This window comes from Micromonospora sp. A3M-1-15, assembly GCF_024213425.1.
GTDB lineage: Bacteria > Actinomycetota > Actinomycetes > Mycobacteriales > Micromonosporaceae > Micromonospora > Micromonospora chersina.
On sequence record NZ_JANAVK010000001.1, the window covers coordinates 1,392,827 to 1,409,986 of the forward strand.

Below are 17,160 nucleotides of genomic sequence, written 5' to 3' on the forward strand. Positions count from 1 at the left end.
GACTCCTCCGCCGCGCGAGCCCACCAATCGGGGTGTCATTCATGTCAACTGCGGCGCAGGGGTGGCAAGACACGCCAAAGTCGCCGATTTGACCGATCGGATGATTGCGCGACACGTTAGGCGGAATCTTTCGCGTCGGTTCACGGCGGCCGTCGCCGTGCCCCCGGGCGGCCCCGCTTCGCCGTGCGAGGGGGTGGGTGCGTCGGTAACGTCAGCCGCAGGGCGGGACGCGCCGCGACCCCCGCCGGACGCGAGGAGGTGCACCGGTGGGTGACCCGGCCGTCGTGGTGGGGGTGGACATCGGCACCACCAGCACCAAGGCGGTCGCGTACGACACCGGCGGCCGGCAGCTCGCCACGCACTCGATCGGCTACCCGCTGGAGGAGCCGCGCCCCGGCTACGCCGAGCAGGACCCGGTACGGATCTTCGACGCGGTGGTGGGGTCGATCGGGGCGGTGGTCGGGGAACTGGGCCGGCCCATCGCCGGCCTGTCGTTCAGCACCGCCATGCACAGCCTCATCGGGCTGGACGCCGACGGCACCCCGCTCACCCCCTCGGTCACCTGGGCCGACTCCCGGGCCAGCGCCCAGGCCGAGCGGCTGCGCGCCGTCCCCTCCGGGCTGGCCCTGCACCGGCGCACCGGCACTCCCGTGCACCCGATGGCGCCGCTGCCCAAGCTGGTCTGGTTCGCCGAGCAGGAGCCGAGGCTGCACGAGCGGGTCGCGCACTGGGTCGGCATCAAGGACTACGTGCTGCTGCGGCTGGCCGGGGCGCTGGTCACCGACCACTCGGTCGCCTCCGCCACCGGGCTGATGGACATCCACCGGCTGGTCTGGGACGCCGAGGCGCTCGGCATCGCGGGGATCACCGAGGAGCAGCTCCCGCAGCTCGTCCCGACCACCCACGTGCTGCCCGGGCTGACCGCCGAGGCCGCGCGGGCCACCGGCCTGCCCGCGGACACCCCGCTCGTGGTGGGCGCCGGCGACGGGCCGCTGGCGAACCTGGGGCTCGGCGCGGTCCATCCCGGCGAGGTGGCCTGCTCGATCGGCACCAGCGGGGCCATGCGGGTGATGGTGGAACGCCCCGGCGTCGACCCGCTCGGCGGTGTCTTCTGCTACGCCCTGACCGAGCACCGCTGGGTGGTCGGCGGGGCGATCAACAACGGCGGGATCGTCCTCCAGTGGGCCAACGAGGCGCTCGCCCCCGAGCTGGGCGAGCACGCCGAGGAGGAGCTGCTCGACCTGGCCGCCCGGGCGCCGGTCGGCTCCGGCGGTCTGATCATGCTGCCGTACCTGCTCAGCGAGCGGGCCCCGCACTGGAGCGCGCTACCCCGCGGCGCCTACGTGGGGCTGACCCACGGGCACGGCCGGGCGCACCTGGTCCGGGCGGCGCTGGAGGGGGTCTGCCAGCAGCTCGCCCTCGTCCTCGCCTCGGTCCGGGCGGCCGGCAACGAGGTACGCGAGGTCCGGGCCAGCGGCGGCTTCGCCCGCAGCCCCCTGTGGCGGCAGATCCTCGCCGACGCGCTCGGCATGCCGGTGCGCTTCCCGGTCGGGCACGAGGGCTCCAGCTTCGGCGCCGCGCTGCTCGGCATGCAGGCGCTGGGCCTGATCGAGTCGATCGAGGTCGCCGCCGACCTGGTCCGGATCGAGGAGACGGTCCGCCCGGACCCCGCCTCGGCCGCCACGTACGCGGCCCTGCTGCCGCTCTTCTCCGAGCTGTACGACGCGCTCGTCCCGACGTTCGCGTCCCTGCGACGGCTGGCTCCAAACCTGCCGCCGGAACCAACACCCACCGCTGCTCCCCAGTGATCGCCCGTACCGGAGGCACGGACGACTACCGAAGGTCGTGATTGCCGTGGTCACACTGCTCGCCGCACCGGCGGAACCCCTCACGAACGCCGGTGACACCCAACTCGTCATCGCCGCCCTGCTCGGCATCGCCGCGGTGGTGGTGCTGATCGCCTGGGGCAAGGTGCACCCGTTCCTGGCGCTGATCCTCGGCGCGGCCGTGCTCGGCGTGGTCGCCGGGGTCAGCGCCGACAAGATCGTCACCTCGTTCAGCGGCGGGGTCGGCTCCACCGTCGGCGGCGTCGGCCTGCTGATCGCGCTCGGCGCGATGATCGGTGGCCTGCTCGCCGAATCCGGCGGCGCCGACAGCATCGTGGAACGGGTGGTCGGCCGGGTCTCCGGCGGCGCGCTGCCCTGGGCCATGGCCGGCGTGGCCGCGCTGATCGGGCTCCCGCTCTTCTTCGAGGTCGGCGTGGTGCTGCTGGTGCCGATCGTGCTGCTGGTCTCCCGCCGGGTCGACGTGCCGCTGATGAAGATCGGCATCCCGGCGCTGGCCGGCCTGTCGGTGCTGCACGGCCTGGTGCCACCACACCCCGGCCCGCTGGTCGCGATCGACGCGCTCGGCGCCAACCTGGGCCAGACCCTGGCCCTGGGCCTGCTGGTGGCGATCCCCACGGTGATCGTCGCCGGCCCCGTCTTCGGCAACTTCATCGCCCGCCACGTGCCGGCCACCGCGCCCGAGGCGCTGCTGCCCACCCGGCGGCCGCTGGCCGTCGGCGGGGACCGGCGGCCGACCCGCCCCGGCGAGGGCCGGCTCGACGCCGACGGCGACCTGGTCACCGAGGACGACCTGGTCAACCCGGGCGCCGGCCGCCCCGGCGCACCGATCGAGGAGCCGGTGGGTCCGCGCGCCCGCCGCGAGCCGGCGCTCTGGGCCGCCGTGGTCACCGTGCTGCTGCCCGTGGTGCTGATGCTGCTGCGCGCGATCGGCGAGCTCACCCTGGCCGAGGACACCCCCGGCCGCAAGGCGCTGGACATCGTCGGCACCCCGATCGTCGCGCTGCTGGCCGGCGTCATCTTCGCGATGATCTTCCTGGGCTACCGGACCGGGTTCAGCCGCAACCAGGTCTCCGGCTTCCTGGGCGGCTCGCTGCCGCCGATCGCCGGCATCCTGCTGATCGTCGCCGCCGGCGGCGGCTTCAAGCAGGTGCTGGTCGACGCGGGCGTGGGCAACCTGGTCGCGGACGCCGCCAAGGGCGCGAACCTGTCGCCGCTGCTGCTCGGTTGGCTGGTCGCGGTCGGCATCCGGGTGGCCACCGGCTCGGCCACCGTCGCCACCATCACCGCCGCCGGCATCGTCTCGCCGCTGGCGACCACCCTTCCGGGCACCGAGGTGGCGCTGCTGGCGCTGGCCATCGGCTGCGGGTCGCTGTTCTTCTCGCACGTCAACGACGCCGGCTTCTGGCTCGTGAAGGAGTACTTCGGGTTGACCGTCGGGCAGACCATCAAGAGCTGGTCGGTCATGGAGACGATCATCTCGGTGGTCGGCTTCGCCGGTGTCCTCCTGCTCGACCTGATCCTGTAGCGGGCGCTTGTCGCCCGGGCGCCCGGCCCGGCCGGTCGGGCGCCCGGGTCACGGCGCCTCGACGCCGGAGATGCGGAACTTGTGCACCTCGGCGCCGAGGATCATCGCCGCCTGCTCCCCGTCCGGGCCGGAGCCGCGGAAGTCGAGCAGTTGCTCGTCGGACTCCCAGCGCTCGTAGACGTTGATCCGGCCCGGCTCGACCAGGTCCGCGCTGACCGCGAAGTCCACGCAACCCGGCGCCGAGCGGGCCGCCCGGACGGCCTCCGCACAGGAGGCCAGGTAGGCGTCCCGCTGGGCCGGGTCGACGTAGAGGGTGCCGGCGACGATGAACAACGTGGCCTCCCGAGGGTGAGCCGTCCGGCCCATCCTGGCACCCCGGCCGGATCAGGCCCGGCTGATCGCGTTGGCGTGGATCGCCTCGTTCAGGTACGCGGCCATCCCGGGCCGGATCGTCTCGAAGTACTCCGTGAACCGCGGGTCGGCCACGTACATGTCGGCCAGCCCGGTGTGGATCTCGTAGGAGCAGTCGTACCACCAGTGGGTGATGAGCTGGCGGTGTTCCTCGGCCAGTGCCATCGCCTCCGGGCCGTCGGCCGGCGCGCCCGAGTCCATGAGCGCGGCGAACCGCCGCCCCCAGTCCTCGTTCTGGGCCTTGTTGCGCAGCCAGTCCTCCTTGGAGTAGCGGCTGGCCCGCTCCTGCGACTGCCGGTACGCCTCGGTATCCCCCCAGCGCCGCTCGACCTCGTCGGCGTGCTCGTCCGGGTCGAAGTCCCCGAACACCTCGAACCGCTCCTCCGGCGTCAATCGGATCTCCAACTTCCTCGCCTCCATCGCGCGTTCGATCGCCGCGACCATCTCCTGGAGCTTGCCGATCCGCCCGGACAGCAGCTCGTGCTGCCGGCGCAGGTGCGCCGCCGGGTCGGCCGCCGGATCGTCCAGGATCTCGGCGATCTCGTCCAGCGGGAACCCCAGCTCGCGGTAGTAGCGGATGAGCTGCAGGCGGTCCAGGTCGCGGTCGTCGTAGCGGCGGTAGCCCGCCGACGTGCGCCCGCTCGGCCGCAGCAGCCCAATCTCGTCGTAGTGGTGCAGCGTCCGGACCGTCACCCGGGCGGCCCGCGCCACCTGACCCACCGTGTACGCCATGGGTTCCCTCCCTTCCGCGACCAAGGCTCCCGCCTGCCGTTGCGTGAGGGTCAAGCCCGATTCTGCGGCCCGCGCCACCCGGCCGGCGCACGAAACGGCGATCGCCCCCGGTCTCCCGCGGGGGTGCGGGAGACCGGGGGCGATCGGGGACCGGGTCAGGTGGTGATCCGCTCCCGCTCCGGGGCGGCGAAGGTCTCGCTGACCGGGGTGCGGAAGGCGTGCACCAGGCCGGCGACCGAGAGCAGCAGGAGCAGCGCCGCGCCGAGGTACATGGCCAGCGCGCCCTGCTCGGCCTTGCGGCCGAACTCGCTGAACCCGTACGAGGTGAGCAGCAGGCCGCGCAGCGTCTCGCCCTTGAACACGGTCTCCCGCTGGACGCTGACGTCGGCGAGCTGCTTCTGCAGGTCGGCCAGGTTGGCGGCGTTGGTCTGCTGGGCCTGGGCCACCTGCTCGCGCAGTGCGCTCTGCGGCGCGCCCAGGTCGGCGTACGTCTTGCCGCCACCGATCGCCTTGAGGTGCAGGCCGATGTACTCATTGGCGTAGCACTCGGCCTGCTTGCCGGTGGTGAGCTGCTTGCCGGCGTACTCGCGCAGGCACCCCGACTTCTTCTCCTCGTCGCTCAGCTTGTCGGCCGGCGTGAAGCTGATGTGCTGGGCGGCGAGCTGGTCGTGCACGTAGTGGTTGGCGAAGTTGGCGTTCGTCGTCAGGACGACGCCGACGACGAGCAGCAGGACCGCGAGGCCCAGCCCGCCGATGCTGAACAACAGGTCGAGGGTCCGTCGCTTCATGTCTGCTCCTGTATGGATGGTGTCTTTCGTTGCTTGCCGACACCATCGTGGCGGTGGACGGGGCATCGCCAGCAGGGCCGAACCCCCTGTCCTGCCCGGGACCTTCGGCCCGGCGCCGACCGGGCCGGTCAGCGGGCCGCGTCGACCGGAGTGAGCGCGTGGAGCAGCTCGGACAGCGGGACCGGGCGACCGTAGCGCCAGCCCTGGCCGTGCAGGCAACCGATCGCGGTCACCGCGGCGTGCTGGCTGCCGGTCTCCACGCCCTCGGCCACCACGGCCAGGTCGAACGCGCCGGCCAGCCGGTTGACCATCTCGACCGTGGCGTACGCCCGCGCGTCGTCGGCGTCCAGCCGGGACACGAACGACCGGTCGATCTTCAGCTCGGTGGCCGGGATCCGGTGCAGGTAGCTCAGCGAGGAGTAGCCGGTGCCGAAGTCATCGATGGCGATGCCGATCCCCAGGTCGCGGAGCTGGGTCAGCCGGTCGAGCACCGCCTCGCTCCCCTCGATCAGCGCGGACTCGGTGAGTTCCAGGGTGAGCGCGCGGGGCGGCAGGCCGGCCGCGCCGACCGCCCCGGTTACCGTGGCGATCAGGTCGGGCCGGCGCAGGTGGGCGGCGGCGATGTTGACGGCCACGGTCACCTCGGGCGCGTGCTCCCGCCAGGTGGCCGCGGCCCGGCACGCCTCGTGGATCACCCACCGGTCGACGGCCAGGATCAGCCCGGTCTCCTCGGCCAGCGGCAGGAACCGGGCCGGGGCGAGCACCCCGAGCCGGGGATGCCGCCAGCGGACCAGCGCCTCGGCGCTGCGTACCGTGCCGGTGGCCAGGTCGACGATGGGCTGGAACTCCATGAGCAGCTGACCCTCGTCGACCGCGCGGCGCAGGTCGGCGATCAGCTCGGCCCGGGTCACCGCCGACTCCCGGAGCTGCGGCGTGCAGGTCCGGTACGCGGACTTGCCGGCCGCCTTCGCCGCGTACATGGCGATGTCGGCGTCGCGGAGCAGGTCGGTGTGGGAGGCGTGCTGCGGGCCGTACTCGGCGATGCCGATGCTGGCCGACGGGTGCACACCCAGGTCCTCCTCGCCGGGCAGCGGTTCGAGGGCGGCGAGCAGCCGGACGGCGAGCCGCTCGGGCGGCACCTGCCGGTCGCCGGCGACCAGCACGGCGAACTCGTCGCCGCCGAGCCGCGCGATCATCCCGTCGGGGCCGGTCGCGTCCCGCATCCGCGCCGCGATGGTGGTCAGCAGCCGGTCCCCGGCGGCGTGCCCGAAGCGGTCGTTGACCTGCTTGAACCCGTCCAGGTCCAGGAGCAGCACGGCGACCGGGCCGCCGTCGCGCAGGGCCCGGCGCAGCCGCCGGGTGAAGGTCAGCCGGTTGGGCAGGCCGGTGAGCTGGTCGGAGTAGGCGAGCCGGCGCAGCCGGGCGACCAGCCGCAGGTTCTCGTTGGCGGCCAGCCCCTGACGCAGCGCGAGCACCCCGAGCAGCGCCATCATGCCGATGAAGATCATGTGTGGGGTCTGCCCGGTGGGCCGCCGGGAGAGCACCACGGCGACGATCGCCCCGCCCACCGGCAGGTACGGCAGGGCCACCCGCCACCACGGCGGCAGCGGCGACTCGCCGGTCTCCTCCTCCCCCTCGCAGGCGGGCGGCGGCGGGTACCGGGCGGCGAGCCCCATCAGCAGGTAGCTCAGCGGCCAGCAGACGTCGATCGGGTGGCCGGGGGCGTAGCTGCCGTGCGCCACGAGGGAGACGTAGACGGCGTCGGCGGCGGCCCGCGTGGCCAGGCCGACCCCGATCAGGGTGAGCGCCCGCCACATCGGACGGGCCGGCCCGGCGACCGCCACCAGGATGGTGAGCTGCATCAGGTCGAGCATCGGGTAGAGCAGCCCGAAGGTACGCAACGGATCGGCCAGGTCGGCGTCGGCGAGGTCGCGGAACACCACCACCCAGCCGATCGGGATGAGCGCCAGCCCGACGATCACCCCATCGAGCAGGATGCGGGCCTGCCCGACCAGGCTGCGCGGAGCGGCCAGCGAGCAGAGCAGCGCGGCCGTGCCGGTGAGGATGCCGGCGGTGAACAGCCCGCCGACCAGCGGGGTGTGCGGCAGGTCGTGCCCGCCGAGCCGCTCGAGGGTCCACACCGTCCGGCCGAGCGCCGCGAGGACCATGGTGGCCACGAGCAGCGCCCAGAACCGGCGCAGCGGAGTCGGGTGCCGCCGGGCCACCCGCGCGCAGGCCACCGCCGCCCAGCTCGACACCGCCACCGCGCCGAGGTCGCTGACCAGGGCTCCGCCCGGCAGGCCGCCGACCAGCCACACCGTTTCCCCGAGTACGACGAGGGCGGCCGCGACGAGCCCGACACGGCCGGAGAGCGGGTGACGGGCCGGCGCCACGGCGGCGAGGCTCACGTCCTGCTGCGGTACAACGATTCGCTCCGGCTCTCTCTCAGACGTGCACCCTCGACGGTGAGGACCGGTTGCGGACGGCGATCGGCGCAAGCCTAGTCAGCGCCCCGTGCCGCCGCCAGAGCCGATCGGCGGCGGTCACCGCCCCGGCGGGCCGAGGGGTTCCGGGCCGCCGCGACGGTAGAGGGAGACCAGGACGCCGTACCGGGGCTGATCCGGGCCGGCCTCCTCGGCCTCGCCGACGAGCGCGTCCAGGGTGGACCGGAGCCGCTCGGCCTGGGCCGGGGTGAGCCGCAGGTGGCGCAGGTGCAGCAGCGGGTCGGGGTCGCCGGCCAGTTCCTCGGCGACCGCGCCGAACAGCGCGGTGGTGGCGCCGGCGTCGCCGGTCTCGCCGACCAGGCGGCGGAAGGCGCGCTCGTGGTACTGCTCGGTGCCGCCGCGCACCTGGCGGGTGTGCGCGATCCGGACCATGCCGGCCTCGGTCAGCACCTTGAGGTGGTGGGCGACGGTGCCCTTGGCCGCGCCGAGCCCGGTGGCGAGCTGACTGATGGTGGCCGGCCCGGACCCGAGCGCGAAGAGCAGCCGGTGCCGGAACGGGTGGGCAAGCGCCTTGAAATGGGCCGGGGTGCGGACCTCCAGCTCGGTCTCGTGGTTCACCGCTAAAGCGTCCAATTCTCTTGACGCTTTGTCAACCGGGCTGCTCTACTCGGGACATGCATCAGGATGAGATCACCGACATCGTCGAGCGGGCCGGGAAACTGGTCGCCGAGCAGTACGTCTTTCCCGAGGAGGCCGGCCGGATCGCCGCGCACCTCGGCGACCGGCTCCGCGCGGGGGCGTACGCGGAGGTGGCCGACGCGGCGGCGCTCGGCGCGCTGGTCACCACCGACCTCCAAGCGGCCAACGGCGACCTGCACCTGCGGCTCAAGCACCACGAGACGCCGCTGGCCGACAGCGCCGGCGACCCCGCCGAGGAGCACTTCGTCCAGCTCTCCGCGCTCACCATGGGCGGCGTGGCCCGGGTCGAACGGCTGCCCGGCAACGTCGGGCTGCTGGAGATCACGCCGTACCTCTTCCCGCCGCACCTGGCCGGCGACCTCGTGACGGCCGCGCTGCGGCTGCTCGCCGGCACCGACGCGCTCCTGCTCGACCTGCGCGGCAACCGGGGCGGCAGCCCCGACATGGTGGCCCTGGTCTGCGGCTGGTTCTTCGCCGAGCCGACCCACCTGCACACCATGCACGAGCGGGCGGGGACCACCCACCAGTACTGGAGCGCCGCCTGGCTGCCCGTGCCGCGCTACGCGCCCGACAAGCCGGTGCTCGTGCTGACCGGTCCGGAGACCTTCTCCGGCGGCGAGGAGCTGGCGTACGACCTGCAGCAGCTCGGCCGGGCCACCGTGGTCGGCGAGCGGACCCGGGGCGGGGCGCACCCGCGGGTCGGGCACCGGCTGCACCCGCACCTGGAGCTGACTGTGCCGGTGGCCCGGCCGGTCAACGCGGTGAGCGGCACCAACTGGGAGGGCTGCGGGGTGGCCCCGGACGTCGAGACGCCCGCCGGGGCGGCGCGCGACGTCGGGTACCGGAAGGCCCTGGAGAGCCTGCTCGCCGCGGACCCGGTGCGGCCGACGGCGGCCGAGGCCCGCGAGGCCCTGGCCACCCTCGGCTGACGCGGAAGCGTCAGGACCACTCCTCGGCCGGGGTCGGGGCCTCGGGGGCGGGTGCCGCGGCCGGCGGGCCGCCGTGGGTCCAGGGGGTCTCCTCGGGGGCGGGGAAGGTCCCGGCCGGCAGGAAACCGTCCGACAGGGTGGTGAGGCAGAGCCGCTCCCCCACCTCCGGCACGGTGCCCGGCAGGGCGGTCAGCCCGCGGCCCATCCCGCCGGAGAGCTCCAGCACCACCTCGGTCTTGCCGTCGGCGGCCGGGGTCACGAAGACCACCTTCGCCTTCTGGCCCGGCCGGGCCGGGGAGTACAGTGTCGCGCCGACGGGCACGAGCACCGGCTCGGTGGTGACCACCTGGATCCGCGGGCGCAGCACCGGCCGCTTGCCGGTGTCGTCCACCCGCTTCGGGTCGGCCAGGGTCACGTCGCCGACGAACGCCTCCCCGGTCAGCCGGTGCTCGGCCATGACGAGCGGGTCGTCGTAGGCGCGCTGCACCGCGTAGGTGGTGAGCGCCCGTTCCAGCCGGTGCAGGCGCACCGCCGCGGCCACCGCCCCGTCCCGGCGCGGCTGCGGGCCGCCTCCCGCGTCGATGTGCTCGGCGTGCGCCGTGAAGGCGTCCTTGTCGCCGTCCCAGCGGCCGGCCACCCGGGCGCCGGGAGGCAGGGCACGGAGCAACCCGACGCCGCGCCACATCAGCTTCCAGGTGGGCGTCAGCTGGTCGCGCAGCAGCCGTTCCAGCTCCGCGTACGCGGCCGCGCGGGCGACCGGGTCGTCCTCGGCGCGGGTGTACGCCTCGATGGCGGGCGCGAGCCGGTGGTTGTCGAAGTCGGGGTCGGTGGCCGGGCCGGCCGGCGGGCAGTGGGCCGGGTCCTCGGCCCGGGCGGCCGCCTCGGCGCCGCTGAGCCCGGGCGGCGGGTCGAGCCAGCCGAGCAGGGCCGGCAGGTGCAGGTCCTCCACGGCGCTCTGCCCGGTCGCCCAGTGCAGGGTCAGCGCCTCCGTCAAGGCCACGAGCGCCGCCGAGCCGGGGTGCTCGGCACGCTCCGCGAAGAAGGTAAGCCAGCGGCCGAGCAGCGGCACCGACGGGTGCACCGGGTGCTCGCCGTCCGGCCGGCGGAACCGGGTGGAGCGGCCGAACAGCCGCAGGAAGGTGATCCCGGCCGGGTTCGGCACGAGCAGCTGCGGGGCGTCGACGTAGCGGTGCCGGACGTCCCGGCCCCGGTCGACGGGCACCGCCTCGGTGCGGTCCCGGAACTCGTCCAGCCAGGGCAGCACGATCCCGGCCAGCTCGGCCGCGAACGCGAAGCGCTGGTCCCGGTTGCGGGGCTGCGCCACGACCAGCAGCCGGGCCTCGTCGGGCGCGGCCCCGACCAGGGCCGCGAGCGGGGCGTTGGCCTCGCCGGCGAGGGCCAGCGGCACCAGCACCAGCGGACGCTCGGACAGGTGCAGGTGCCGGACGGTGGCCACCGGCTGGGCCACCCCCGCGGCGACCGCCTGCGCCTGGGCCAGCGCCCGCAGCGTGCTCACCGGGGCCTCCGGGCGGGGCGTCGGGGCGTACTCACGCGGGGTGCCCGGCGAGGGCGTCGGCGCGCAGGCGCGCGGCGGCGCGCAGCAGCGCGGCGGCCTCCGCCTGCTCCGGCTCGGGGGCACGAACGCCGTCGGCGAGCGCCAGCACCTCGGCCACCTCGGCGACGCCGCCCAGCGCCTCGCGGACCGGCCGGCCCAGCGCGCCGGTGTGGCCGCGCGCCTCGTGCCGGCAGAAGTAGGCCAGCTCGCAGGCGGCCAGGCAGTCCGGCGCGTAACGGGCCGGTACGCCGTGCAGCGCGCCGGCCAGCGTGGCCGGGTCGGCGGTCAGGTCGGCGGTGAACCCGGCCGGCACGGCGGCGAGCAGGTCGTCGATCCGCGCCATCCGGTCGAGCTGGCGGCGCAGCACCAGCAGTTGCTTGCGCACGTCGAGCAGGCTGGCCACCGGCCGGTTGGCGAAGTCGCGCGGGCAGACCAGCACCACCTCGTGCGAGACGAGGTCCGGGTCCCGCCCCTCGGCGGCGAGCAACTCGCGCAGCGCCAGCACGTAGACGGCGGACTGGATGGCCGCGGCGGCGACCTTGGCCGGGTCGGCCTGGCCGTCGATGATCGGGAAGGACTTGATCTCCACGACGTGGAAGCGGCCGGCGAGCCGGGCGGCCACCAGGTCCGGTTCGAGGTTCACCCGGCGGCCGGCGACGTCCAGGCCGAGCAGCGGGTGGTCGAAGAGCGCCGCCCCGTCCCCGGACGCCGTCAGTGCGGCGCGGGACCGCTCCGGCCGGTCCTCGTCGCCGCCCAGGTCGGTCCAGGTGGCGTGCTCCGGCACCGGTACGCCCAGCCGCTCGGCGACCAGGCGCAGCAGTTCCGCCCCGCCGTCGGCCTTCACCTGGGCCTCGAACGCGTTGCCCCGGGTGATGGCGAAGCGGGACTGGCCGAACCGGGCCGGGAAGCCGATCCGCTCGGCCAGCTTCGGCTTGTCGACCCCGGCGCTGTCCAGCACGGCCCGGCGGGTGCAGCCGGGGTTGCCGGTCAGCGCGGCGATGGTGCGGGCGTTGTGCCGCCGGGGCGGCACGCCACCCCGGATCTCGGCCAGGCGCTGCGCGGTCTCCGTCATGATCCGCCCAGGATAGGCGCTGCGCGCCGCTACGGCCGCTGCCGCGCCCGCCCGGTCGGGGTCAGCGGCCGGCCGACCGGTTCCAGGGTGAGCGGGGTGACTGGGCGCCGGCCGTGGGCCGGCTGCGACGGCGGCGCCGGCGGCCGGGCGTGCACGGCGGCCGGGAGACGGTGTGCACCGGCGCGGCCGGCGGGGTGACCGGCTGGCGGCCGATCAGCCAGCAGAGGAAGCGCGCCACGGTCAGCCGACCGGGAGGCGCTCGGCCTCGGCCCGGGAGATCTCGTACTGCGCGCCGCAGAACGTGCACTGCTGCGCGTACCGGGTGCGCACCGGGATCAGCGGGATGAAGAAGAGGGTGAATTTCGTGGCCCGCCGGGTGATGACCTGGGCGGCCTGGTTGCCGCAGTTGCGGCAGACCTGGGTGACCACGCCGGACCGGTCGACCTTGGTCCGGAGCCCGAAGATGAAGAACATCGCCCGGCATTACCCCGCCGGGCCCCGGAAATCACCACCGATATTTTTCTCTCGGCTGTCCGGATGCGCGGTCCCCGATCGTCAGGGTGGATGGAAGCACGACCGACAGGAGTGAAGCGATGAAGTACATGATGCTCGTCTGCACCGACACCGAGCCCGACCGCGACCCGGGCGCGGCGCCCGACATCGAGAAGTGGGTGGCCGAGCGGGACGCCAACGGCCAGCGGCTCACCGGCAGCCGGTTCGCACCCCCGTCGGCCGCCACCACCGTCCGGGTCCGCGACGGCGAACTGCTGCTCACCGACGGCCCGTTCGCCGAGACCAAGGAGGTGATCGTGGGCTTCGACCTGCTGGAGTGCGCCGACCTGGACGAGGCGGTCGAGGTGGCCCGCGCCCACCCGATGGCGTACGCCGGGCGCATCGAGCTGCGCCCGCTGGTGGAGGACTGATCCGGATGACCGACGCGGCCGGGGCGGTCGCCGACGCGGGCGCCGAGGCGTACCCGCGGATCGTGGCCGCCCTGATCCGCGTCACCGGCGACTGGACCCTCGCCGAGGACTGCGCCCAGGAGGCGCTGGCGGCGGCGCTGGAGCGCTGGCCCCGCACCGGCGTGCCGGACAACCCCGGCGGGTGGCTGATGACCGCCGCCCGCAACCGGGCCGTGGACGTGCTGCGCCGGGCCAGCGTGGAACGCCGCAAGCTGCGGGATCTGGCGCTGCTCACCGATCCCGCGCCCGCGCCACCGGAGGGAGACGTGGTGGACGACCGGCTCCGGCTCATCTTCACCTGCTGCCACCCGGCGCTGGCGTTGGAGGCCCGGGTGGCGCTGACCCTGCGCACGGTGGCCGGGGTGCCGACCGCCGACATCGCCCGCGCCTTCCTGGTCACCGAGTCGACCATGACCCGCCGGCTCACCCGCGCCAAGGCCCGGATCGCCGCGGCCGGCGTCCCGTACCGGGTGCCGACCGGGCCCGCGCTGGTCGAGCGCCTGCCGGGCGTGCTGGCCGTGCTCTACCTGCTCTTCACCCGGGGGTACGACGCCGACGGCGAGCCGGCGTTCGCCGCCGAGGCGATCCGGCTGGCCCGGCTGCTGCACACGCTCCTGCCGGACCAGCCCGAGGTGGCCGGGCTGCTCGCCCTGTTCCTGCTGCACCACTCCCGCCGGGCGGCCCGCCGCGACCCGGCCGGCGACCTGCTCACCCTCGACCAGCAGGACCGCGCCCGGTGGGACCGGTCCGCCATCGCCGAGGGCGTCGCGCTGCTGGAGCGTGCCGGCGACGGCCCGTACGCCCTCCAGGCCCGGATCGCCGCCGCGCACGCCACCGCCCCGACCGCCGCCGAGACGGACTGGCCGGCCATCGCCGGCTGCTACGACGCGCTGGCCCGGCTCCAGCCGACCCCGGTGGTCGGGCTGAACCGGGCGGTGGCCCACGGGTACGCGTACGGCCCCGCCGCCGGTCTGGCGCTGCTCGCCGAGGTGCGGGCCGGCGGGGCGCTGGAGGGCTACCCGCCGGCGGTGGCCGCCGAGGCCGAGTTGACCGCCCGCCTCGGCGACCCGGTACGCGCCGCCGCGCTGTTCCGGGCCGCCGCCGACGCGGTCCGCTCCGATCCCGAACGGCGGGCCCTGCTCCGTCGGGCCGCCGAGCTGTCGCCCTGAGGTGTTGGGAAGGGCCCCTTCCTATGCTTGAGGCGTTAAGAAGGGGCCTTTCCTTACGGGTCAGGCGTTGCTGGGCATCTCCACGTCGAGCCAGATCGGCTGCCAGTCGGCCACCTCGTGGAAGCGGCGCAGCTCGGCGAGCCCGGCCACGCTCCCGGTCCAGGCCGCGTACGGGGGGTTGCCCTCGTCGAAGCCGGACTGCACGAAGGTCAGCTTCGTCCGGCCGCCGGACTCGGCCAGCTCCCAGTTGCTGACGCCGGTCGGCCCCCAGTCGACCGAGAGCGCGCGGCCCGGCGTGAGGTCGACCACCTTGGCCGCGTAGCCGGCGTCGAAGCCGCCCATGGCGTAGCGGCCACCGACCCAGGGCTCGATGCCGATCGGGTACCCGAACCAGGCGCTGGCCTGCTCCGAGTCGGTCAGCGAGGTCCACACCTTGTCCGTCGGGGCGTCGATCAGCAGCTCGCCGCGCAGGTCGGCGGAGGTGAAGTCGGTGCGCGGCAGCAGCGGGCGACCCTCCAGGTGCGCGTTGAGGTTGGCGATGGCCAGCGCCCAGAAGGTCTGCAGGACACCGCGGATGCTGCTGCCGTCCATCGCCTCGGCGAAGTTGAAGTGGCTCTGCCGCAGGGTGAGCACGGTGTTGTCGCCCTCCGGCGTCAGCTCGAACTCGGTGGTGGTCTCCACCCCGTCGAGCGTCCAGGCGAACCGGAGCGTCCGCTCGTCGGCGTGCAGCAGCCGCTGGTGCGGCGCGTCGCCCTCCGGTGTGTGGCGGCCCCAGAACTCGTAGCGCCGGGGCAGCTCGACCTCGGCGTGCTCGGCCAGCCAGACGCGCAGCTCGGCCGGGTCGGTCAGCGCGCGGCGCACGGCCTCGGCCGGCGCGGCGAGGCGGGCCCGGACGGTCAGCAGGTCACTCATGGTTGTCGCCCTTCGGGTAGCAGGCCACGGCGAGCTTGAAGGCGTCTCCCTCGGCGCCGCCGTAGCGCGTGAACAGGTCCCGCAGCGTCGACTGCAGGTCGTGCAGGAACTCCTGCCGCCGCTCGGCGGGCACCCGGATCTCGCCGGAGACACCGATCGACGGCAGCTCGGGGGCGGTGCGGTCCAGCCCGGCGATGTCCGCCTGGACCTCCTCCATGAGGTCGAGCAGGTAGCCCAGGCTCAGCTCGTCCTGCGCCCGGCGGGCCCCGCCGATCCGGCCGACCAGCCGGGGCGAGAGCCAGTAGGACCGGGCGGCGGCCTGGTAGATGCCCTCGCTGATGCCGCGCACCCGCCGCTCGGCGACCTGCTCGGCCAGCCCGGCGGCGACCAACTGCTTGACGTGGTAGTAGACCCGCTGCGGCGTCTGCTCCAGCCGGGCGGCGATCTCGGTGCAGGTGCGGGGCTCGGCGAGCTGCCGCAGCACCTCGATCCGCTGCGGCTTGAGCAGGGCTTCGGCCTGCTCGCGCTCTTCCAGGTACAGGACGTCTCTCATGGCAAAATCAGTTTGTACGTACAAAACTTCTTTGTCAATGGGTTCGGCGAAAGGCCGCGCGATCCGCGCGGCCTCTCGTTCCGGCTACTTGTTGATGACCAGAGCGTCCGCCGGCGCCTCGACCGTCACCGGAAGGCCGTAGTCCGAGAACTCCACCAGCACATGCAGGTGATAAGTGAAGTCGCCCTTGAGCTGCCACCGCGCCACACGGTCGTAGGCCACCGTCTTGATCCGCTTGTCCGCGCCGATCGTCACGTCGCCGACGAGCTTGTCGTCGGCGACCCCGAGGGCGGTGTCATGCAACGTGACCTCGAAGTGGTAGCCGCCGCCGGGGTTCTCGCCGACCTTGGCCCCGGCCTGCCGCAGCACCCGGAACAGCTGCCGCGGATCCGCCGAGGCGCCCAGCTTGCCGCCCATCGCAAGGTCGTAGTCGAGGCTGTCCTGCTTCCCCTTCTCCCGGGTCCACACGATCTCGCCCCTGCTTCCCACGCTGCCGTTCGGAGCACCGACATACTTGACACCATCGACCAGGCGCTCGTGCGGGAAGCTGACGTACATGGGCGGAACGAGCCCTCCGATGGTCTCCTTCTCCAGGTAGCCGGTGGCCGTCGCCGGATCGAACGCACCCTTCGTCACCCAGCTCTTGAGCACCGGCTCGGGCAGTTCACCCGATGGCGGGAGCTTGTCCTTGTTGGTGTTGGTGACCTTCACCCGGTAACTGATGTTCTCGCTGGCCGCCGCGGCCGCGGCCAGCCGCATCTGCGGCGTGTCGGCGGTCGCCACCGTGGGCCGCTCGGCAACCGGCCCCGGCGAGTTCGTGCCGCCGGGAACCCCGGCGCCGACGGTCAGGGCCGCCGTCAGCGCCCCGGCCACCCCCACCACACCAGCCGCGTACGCGGCGCGGCGCGCGACGGCGCGTCGCCGGTGGCGCCGGGTGGCACCCCCCAGCACATCCCGCGTGTATGCCAGGCCGGCGACCTCGTCTCGCATCCCGGCCGTCAGCTGCTCCTCAAGATCAATTGTCATCGTCCTGCTCCGTTCATGCCCGCGCCTTCCAGCGCCCAGTCCGCGGTGAGTTCGCGAAGACGAGCCAGCCCCCGGGAGGCGGTCGACTTGACCGTGCCGACCGAGCAGCCGAGCACCTCGGCGGCCTCCGCCTCGCTCAACTGCTCCCAGTAGCGGAGCACCAGCACGGCCCGTTGCCGGGGCGGCAGCAGGCCCAGCGCCTGGACCAGCGCCTGCCGCAGGTGCAGCGCGTCGGTGCCGTCCGGCTGGCCCGGCGGTTCCACGTCGGCCAGCACCTCCGGCCTGCGTCGTCGCAGCCGCCAGCGGTCCACCGCCAGGTGGTACAGCGTGCGGCGCAGGTAGCCCTCCTGGTCGCCGTGCACCCGGTGCCAGTTCCGCATCAACCGTTCCAGCGCCGCCTGCACCAGGTCCTCCCCGGCGACCCGGCTACCGGTCAGCAGCACCGCCGTCGCAAGCAGCGCACCGCCGCGCTCCGCGACGAGGGCGTCCAACCCTTCGAAGCGTTTCTTCCGCCACACCGGCTCTCCTTTCGTCGT

The 17,160-nt window shown here is 74.2% G+C and carries 17 protein-coding genes; 5 read left to right on the forward strand and 12 right to left on the reverse strand.

All coding sequences use genetic code 11. From position 1 onward, the window contains the following. The first annotated feature begins 266 nt into the window (after positions 1-266). Both NLX85_RS33375 and NLX85_RS06365 read left to right on the forward strand, forming a co-directional pair. Positions 267-1,808: a gluconokinase gene (locus NLX85_RS33375; RefSeq protein WP_254332185.1), complete on the forward strand. Its 1,542-nt coding sequence runs from the start codon at positions 267-269 to the stop codon at positions 1,806-1,808. 46 nt (positions 1,809-1,854) lie between these two features. Next, positions 1,855-3,372, forward strand: a complete 1,518-nt coding sequence (locus tag NLX85_RS06365) for a GntP family permease (RefSeq protein WP_254332187.1) — start codon at positions 1,855-1,857, stop codon at positions 3,370-3,372. Between the two features lie 48 nt (positions 3,373-3,420). Here the strand turns inward: NLX85_RS06365 and NLX85_RS06370 are convergent, their stop codons facing one another. The 5 genes from NLX85_RS06370 to NLX85_RS06390 form a co-directional block, all read right to left on the reverse strand. Beyond that, positions 3,421-3,738: an antibiotic biosynthesis monooxygenase family protein gene (locus NLX85_RS06370; protein ID WP_308210674.1), complete on the reverse strand. Its 318-nt coding sequence runs from the start codon at positions 3,736-3,738 to the stop codon at positions 3,421-3,423. An 18-nt stretch (positions 3,739-3,756) separates the two neighbouring features. Then, positions 3,757-4,515, reverse strand: a complete 759-nt coding sequence (locus NLX85_RS06375) for a MerR family transcriptional regulator (RefSeq protein ID WP_254332191.1) — start codon at positions 4,513-4,515, stop codon at positions 3,757-3,759. A gap of 155 nt (positions 4,516-4,670) precedes the next feature. Continuing rightward, a complete protein-coding gene (locus NLX85_RS06380) occupies positions 4,671-5,303 on the reverse strand; it encodes a hypothetical protein (RefSeq protein WP_254332193.1) in 633 nt (210 codons plus the stop codon). 128 nt (positions 5,304-5,431) lie between these two features. After that, complete coding sequence (locus tag NLX85_RS06385) at positions 5,432-7,711, reverse strand: EAL domain-containing protein (RefSeq protein WP_254332195.1); 2,280 nt, start codon at positions 7,709-7,711, stop codon at positions 5,432-5,434. Positions 7,712-7,846: 135 nt separating this feature from the next. After that, positions 7,847-8,365, reverse strand: coding sequence for a transcriptional regulator (locus NLX85_RS06390; RefSeq protein WP_254332197.1), 519 nt, complete (start codon positions 8,363-8,365; stop codon positions 7,847-7,849). 56 nt (positions 8,366-8,421) lie between these two features. Here NLX85_RS06390 and NLX85_RS06395 point away from each other — a divergent pair, with 56 nt between their 5' ends. Further along, on the forward strand, positions 8,422-9,375 hold the full coding sequence (locus NLX85_RS06395; protein ID WP_254332199.1) for a S41 family peptidase: 954 nt from the start codon (positions 8,422-8,424) through the stop codon (positions 9,373-9,375). A 10-nt stretch (positions 9,376-9,385) separates the two neighbouring features. On the opposite strand, the gene NLX85_RS06400 is transcribed toward NLX85_RS06395, so the two are convergent. From NLX85_RS06400 to NLX85_RS06410, 3 genes are all read right to left on the reverse strand, one after another. Next, positions 9,386-10,891 (reverse strand): hypothetical protein, encoded by a 1,506-nt coding sequence (locus NLX85_RS06400; protein ID WP_254332201.1) that lies wholly within the window; start codon positions 10,889-10,891, stop codon positions 9,386-9,388. 31 nt (positions 10,892-10,922) lie between these two features. Further along, positions 10,923-12,002 carry a hypothetical protein gene (locus tag NLX85_RS06405; protein WP_254332209.1) on the reverse strand — a complete coding sequence of 360 codons (1,080 nt, stop codon included), beginning with the start codon at positions 12,000-12,002 and terminating at the stop codon, positions 10,923-10,925. Between the two features lie 240 nt (positions 12,003-12,242). Beyond that, a complete protein-coding gene (locus NLX85_RS06410; RefSeq protein ID WP_189194225.1) occupies positions 12,243-12,476 on the reverse strand; it encodes a zinc-ribbon domain-containing protein in 234 nt (77 codons plus the stop codon). 119 nt (positions 12,477-12,595) lie between these two features. Here NLX85_RS06410 and NLX85_RS06415 point away from each other — a divergent pair, with 119 nt between their 5' ends. Both NLX85_RS06415 and NLX85_RS06420 read left to right on the forward strand, forming a co-directional pair. Then, the gene (locus NLX85_RS06415) at positions 12,596-12,925 is read left to right on the forward strand and encodes a YciI family protein (RefSeq protein ID WP_107077788.1); all 330 of its coding nucleotides are present in this window, start codon (positions 12,596-12,598) and stop codon (positions 12,923-12,925) included. Positions 12,926-12,930: 5 nt separating this feature from the next. Continuing rightward, positions 12,931-14,133, forward strand: a complete 1,203-nt coding sequence (locus NLX85_RS06420; protein ID WP_254332211.1) for an RNA polymerase sigma factor — start codon at positions 12,931-12,933, stop codon at positions 14,131-14,133. A 60-nt stretch (positions 14,134-14,193) separates the two neighbouring features. Here NLX85_RS06420 and NLX85_RS06425 read toward each other — a convergent pair whose 3' ends face one another. The 4 genes from NLX85_RS06425 to NLX85_RS06440 form a co-directional block, all read right to left on the reverse strand. Further along, positions 14,194-15,045, reverse strand: coding sequence for an SRPBCC family protein (locus tag NLX85_RS06425; RefSeq protein WP_254332213.1), 852 nt, complete (start codon positions 15,043-15,045; stop codon positions 14,194-14,196). Further along, positions 15,038-15,598 (reverse strand): helix-turn-helix domain-containing protein, encoded by a 561-nt coding sequence (locus NLX85_RS06430; protein ID WP_254332216.1) that lies wholly within the window; start codon positions 15,596-15,598, stop codon positions 15,038-15,040. Before NLX85_RS06430 ends, NLX85_RS06425 begins: the two co-directional genes overlap by 8 nt. An 84-nt stretch (positions 15,599-15,682) precedes the next feature. Continuing rightward, positions 15,683-16,624 carry a hypothetical protein gene (locus NLX85_RS06435; RefSeq protein WP_254332217.1) on the reverse strand — a complete coding sequence of 314 codons (942 nt, stop codon included), beginning with the start codon at positions 16,622-16,624 and terminating at the stop codon, positions 15,683-15,685. Continuing rightward, a complete protein-coding gene (locus NLX85_RS06440) occupies positions 16,621-17,142 on the reverse strand; it encodes a SigE family RNA polymerase sigma factor (protein WP_254332219.1) in 522 nt (173 codons plus the stop codon). The genes NLX85_RS06435 and NLX85_RS06440 overlap by 4 nt, the downstream gene beginning before the upstream one ends. Between the last annotated feature and the right edge of the window lie 18 nt (positions 17,143-17,160).

Bases quoted from the DNA above. Each gene is read 5' to 3' on its own strand.
- NLX85_RS06370 (WP_308210674.1), bottom strand. From the start codon at position 3,738: ATGGGCCGGACGGCTCACCCTCGGGAGGCCACGTTGTTCATCGTCGCC.
- NLX85_RS06375 (WP_254332191.1), bottom strand. From the start codon at position 4,515: ATGGCGTACACGGTGGGTCAGGTGGCGCGGGCCGCCCGGGTGACGGTC.
- NLX85_RS06380 (WP_254332193.1), bottom strand. From the start codon at position 5,303: ATGAAGCGACGGACCCTCGACCTGTTGTTCAGCATCGGCGGGCTGGGC.
- NLX85_RS06395 (WP_254332199.1), top strand. From the start codon at position 8,422: ATGCATCAGGATGAGATCACCGACATCGTCGAGCGGGCCGGGAAACTG.
- NLX85_RS06405 (WP_254332209.1), bottom strand. From the start codon at position 12,002: ATGACGGAGACCGCGCAGCGCCTGGCCGAGATCCGGGGTGGCGTGCCG.
- NLX85_RS06410 (WP_189194225.1), bottom strand. From the start codon at position 12,476: ATGTTCTTCATCTTCGGGCTCCGGACCAAGGTCGACCGGTCCGGCGTG.
- NLX85_RS06415 (WP_107077788.1), top strand. From the start codon at position 12,596: ATGAAGTACATGATGCTCGTCTGCACCGACACCGAGCCCGACCGCGAC.
- NLX85_RS06420 (WP_254332211.1), top strand. From the start codon at position 12,931: ATGACCGACGCGGCCGGGGCGGTCGCCGACGCGGGCGCCGAGGCGTAC.
- NLX85_RS06425 (WP_254332213.1), bottom strand. From the start codon at position 15,045: ATGAGTGACCTGCTGACCGTCCGGGCCCGCCTCGCCGCGCCGGCCGAG.
- NLX85_RS06430 (WP_254332216.1), bottom strand. From the start codon at position 15,598: ATGAGAGACGTCCTGTACCTGGAAGAGCGCGAGCAGGCCGAAGCCCTG.
- NLX85_RS06435 (WP_254332217.1), bottom strand. From the start codon at position 16,624: ATGACAATTGATCTTGAGGAGCAGCTGACGGCCGGGATGCGAGACGAG.